Annotated in this window: 5 protein-coding genes and 1 pseudogene; 1 reads left to right on the plus strand and 5 read right to left on the minus strand. The window is 35.4% G+C overall.

Translation table 11 applies throughout. From position 1 onward, the window contains the following. Window positions 1-170: 170 nt before the first annotated feature. Window positions 171-695, minus strand: coding sequence for a hypothetical protein (locus V7147_RS22555; RefSeq protein WP_335370046.1), 525 nt, complete (start codon window positions 693-695; stop codon window positions 171-173). Between the two features lie 13 nt (window positions 696-708). Further along, window positions 709-1,161 (minus strand): LytTR family DNA-binding domain-containing protein, encoded by a 453-nt coding sequence (locus tag V7147_RS22560; RefSeq protein WP_335370047.1) that lies wholly within the window; start codon window positions 1,159-1,161, stop codon window positions 709-711. Window positions 1,162-1,439: 278 nt separating this feature from the next. On the opposite strand from V7147_RS22560, the gene V7147_RS22565 reads away from it, so the two are divergent. Beyond that, window positions 1,440-1,712, plus strand: a complete 273-nt coding sequence (locus V7147_RS22565; protein WP_335370048.1) for a hypothetical protein — start codon at window positions 1,440-1,442, stop codon at window positions 1,710-1,712. Between the two features lie 168 nt (window positions 1,713-1,880). Here V7147_RS22565 and V7147_RS22570 read toward each other — a convergent pair whose 3' ends face one another. The 3 genes and pseudogenes from V7147_RS22570 to V7147_RS22580 form a co-directional block, all read right to left on the minus strand. After that, window positions 1,881-2,486, minus strand: coding sequence for an ABC-2 transporter permease (locus tag V7147_RS22570; RefSeq protein WP_335370049.1), 606 nt, complete (start codon window positions 2,484-2,486; stop codon window positions 1,881-1,883). Continuing rightward, the gene (locus V7147_RS22575; protein ID WP_335370050.1) at window positions 2,479-3,345 is read right to left on the minus strand and encodes an ABC transporter ATP-binding protein; all 867 of its coding nucleotides are present in this window, start codon (window positions 3,343-3,345) and stop codon (window positions 2,479-2,481) included. The genes V7147_RS22570 and V7147_RS22575 overlap by 8 nt, the downstream gene beginning before the upstream one ends. A gap of 5 nt (window positions 3,346-3,350) precedes the next feature. Then, a pseudogene (locus V7147_RS22580) lies at window positions 3,351-3,706 on the minus strand (GntR family transcriptional regulator). Between the last annotated feature and the right edge of the window lie 426 nt (window positions 3,707-4,132).

Here is a 4,132-nt window from a genome sequence, read left to right on the forward strand (position 1 = left end):
GCTTTTAAAAAGTTTCAATTTCATTAAATACTGAAAGGTGTCCTACGTCAGCAAGCAATTTTATTACAATAGTGACACCATTTTTTCTACCTCCTTATTCTGCACAGCAATTTCCTCTTTTTTACTCAATTTAACTCTCCCTTTATGAAAAAATTTCCCCATAAAACCCGTTACTTGTCAGCTAATAGCTGAATTTTGAAGATATTTGTAATACCTGCGCGGTCGGTGACAAGTGTGATTGAAATCAAATCACCTTCTGACAAATCAGAAAGCTGGATAACAGCATCCTGCCGATATATACTCACTTCTCCCCATACATCATATTGAAACTCACCTCGATAATTCTCATCATTGAGGGAAATACCTTCAACCAATAAAGAGTTCTTGCCAACTTCTTTTACTTCTGCATAGAATGTCTGAATATCAGAATGCGACATCACCCATGCATCTTCATCGTAATCTTTATAGGCATTAACATATCCCACAAAATAGCTAATCAATATGCTAATGAGTAAAACGATTATGGTCATAACAATAGCGACTCTATATGGAGGAACCATTGAAGTACGCTTGCCCTCGGTTGCTCCTAAAGCCTTATTGATATGCCGTTTATAGACTTGAAAATAAACAATAACGGTAGCGACTAATATAATTTGAATTGCAAATAGTGCGAGAAAATAAATAGGAAAAACCATGTAATCGCCTCCTCTATATTCCGAAATATTGTTTGAAAATGTAATAATAGCTTCTTGTTACATCAACACTTTTACCATTAGTCATTGTAAGGATAAACTTCGACGAAAGAGTAGGTGTAATTCGTTTAACCTTATTTCTTGCAATTACAACAGAGTTACTTATACGCAAAAATTTTGTAGGATCAAGCAAACTGACAATTCGGTATAGTCGGTCGGTAGCTTGATATAGTGCTTCTTGCGTTTGTACCTCAACTGCATGACCGAACGATTCGATACAAACAATACCCTCTACCGATAAAATGATCCGCGCATTTGTTCCTTTTTCTCTCACAGTCAGATTATCAATGAAGCTGTTGGTTTCACTTAATACCAAGTCGGCAGTATCATCTATTTCAATTCCTCGTTCTTCGAGTGCAGATTTGATTTCAGCATAACGCTCATTCGTAATATCAAGTTTAATTTTCAAATTGCAACCTCCTTTCGTTCATCGTGATACATAGCCACGTTTCAAAAGTAGTATAACAATCGTATTTTCATATTTCCATATAAATGGAACACTTTACAGATATAGCCACGTAGATTACACACCTTTTGGTTGAACAAGTAAAAATGGCTGCCGATAAGACAACTATATCTTGAACCAACATCTAGTGAGTAAAACTACTTCAGCTGGGTAGTATATGTTTGAGATGGTGTACTTTCATCATCAGCATATTCCCCATTAATAAAAAAGGAAGTGAATAGATGAATCAGAGTAGCGAACGCAATAACGTTGGTGGAAATGTAGAAGAAAGTGGCAACAATCAAGATGCGAGTGACTTTGGTGAAGTAGCAGGTACCATTAATGGAGCCGTTACGGGTGCTATGATAGGTGCTCCATTTGGACTATTTGGCGCTGTAGTAGGCGGTGTTTCAGGCGGTGCTATTGGTAACCAGATTGTAGAGGGGGCTAATCTCGATGACAAAACAGCTTCCAAAAACCGTGATGAAAGCAATAATAACTCTATTAATAAGTAGCAGGCACTTTACAAAAATGTATTTGTGTTAATCTCACCAAAAAAAGACAGTCAAAGAGACAGTCTTTTTTTCACTAAAGCACCTATTCGTTTAATAAACTTCTTGCATCATTCATCCAGTCGTGTTCTGGAGTTGATATGAATTTTTTCGCTAGTACAATTAACCCACTTAGAATGCTTTTCGCTGGTAAATGATATTGGTAATCCCCCAAGAAATAACATAGACTACCATGATACCAAGTGTCGCTCCTGTATATAAAGCCGGGACGGATAAATTATCAATAAAATCAGTTATTACGGTTAAATGTTCAGCTAAAAACAACACAATAGACGGTCCTATACCTGCTAAAATGAGAAAGCTAATCATTACAACCGGAAAAATATAGCCTGGTTTAAATATATAAAATAATGGAAAGGTAAACGCAGCAAATAATAAGAATAAGCTACAGCCAATCGCAATGTCAGTCATCGTAAAAGGTTTATTGAAAGCAAATAATGTTAAACTTGTCACCCCGATTGCTAAAACCATATAAATTACAGCACCAAGATAGCGTGATGCGATAATTTCCGTACGTGTGTAAGGTAAGGAATTTAATAATATGTTTGTCTCTACTTTTTCATCGTAAACATAAGTGTTAAAGGGAATAATAAGACTGGAAACGAGAAAAATCAAAGCTGGATTTGAATCCATCATGATAAAGAATCCGATAAAAGGAATAAAGAGTAATAGCTGCCTTTTCTGTAGTATGACATCACGTCTGATTAAATTAAACATGGTGTATTCCTCCTTTCAAGTAATACATGATATCTTCCAGAGAGGCGTGATCAATGGCAACTGAGTCTCCGAAGATATTTTTCACTGCTTTAGTATTATCCGTTAATGCTTCAAATCCTGTTGATGCACGATGAACATGAATAAAAGCCTTTTCAGTGTCTCTATCAAGAAGATCCAATCCTCCTTTAACGAGCGCATAGTTTTCAGCTACGTCGTGAATGGACTGATTAAATACTAATTCCCCACTCTGAATAAAAGCTATATAATCTGCGATACGGTCTAAATCTGTTGTAATATGCGTAGAGAAAAAAATGGTACGATTTCCATCAATCATTAATTCCTGTAAAAGATCCAACAGCTCTCGTCTAAAAATGGGGTCTAAGCCTGCTGTTGGCTCGTCCATAATGATCAGCTCTGCATGATGTGATAGTGCTATCGCCAATGATGCCTTCATTTGCATCCCTTTCGAGAAAGTTTTCATTGCTTTATTAAGCGGTAATTCGAATTTTTCAACATATTGATAAAATAGTGTATCATCCCAGTGTTTGTAAGCTGGTGCTACAATGCGTTTTATATCTTTTAAGTTCAGCCCTTCAAAAAACACATTGCCATCGTACACAAACCCAATGCGCTCCTTAATCGCCTTCTCATGTTTCATGTAATCCAACCCGAAAAGCTTAATTTCCCCAGCATCTGGTCTTAATAAATTCATCATCATTTTTATCGTTGTCGACTTACCAGCACCATTTGCTCCAATGAACCCCGTTACAAAGCCTTGCTTCACTTGTAAATCAATATTTTTAATGGAAAAACCTTTAAACTTTTTCGTTACATTTGTAAATTTAACCACATTCTCCATTCATTTCACTCCTCATATAAAATCTTTAATAAGTGCTGCAGTTCATCAAGTGACAAGCCAATTTCTCTGCTATTCGTTATGACCGCACTCAGTTGCTCCTCAATGACCTTCAACTTCTTCTCTTTTATAATCTCTAAATTTTGCTCTGCAACAAAAGACCCTTTTCCGACAATGGAATAGATAAAGCCCGCCTTCTCCAATTCCTCATAGGCACGCTTCGTCGTTATAACACTAATTTGCAGTTCTTTTGCGAGGTTACGCATGGAAGGTATTGCTGCCCCCTCCTGTAGTTCACCNNAATTTGACTCGTAATTTGTTCATAAATCGGTTCCTTTGAACTGTTGGAAATAATTATTTGCATGCCAATCCCTCTTCTACTTTTTTGTAAACATACTTGAAATAATGTCCTGTACCTCTTGTTTGAAACAATAGCAATAACGTGAATTGTCATCGAAGACCAATTTACATATAATTACCCACAACATTATATAATGTATATATACTATAATCACATTATATACACACATTAATCCTTCTGCAACCATTTTATTTGAAACTAATGAAAATATTATATATACCAGCCATAAAACAATAGAACAGAAGCCTGAACAAGCATAATTACAATAAAGCTTCAGCTATCTAAAAGAGGATATATTATTCATTTCTAACTATTTGATTAAATTAGCACCTTCAGCTTTGAAATAACAAATAGAAAGAGCATATTTTGATAAAAGTTTTATCAAAATATGCCCTTATTAGATTTGAAAGATAATAAAATACTTGATTA

This window comes from Bacillus sp. JJ1521, assembly GCF_036965165.1.
In the GTDB taxonomy this organism is placed as follows: domain Bacteria; phylum Bacillota; class Bacilli; order Bacillales; family Bacillaceae_L; genus Ferdinandcohnia.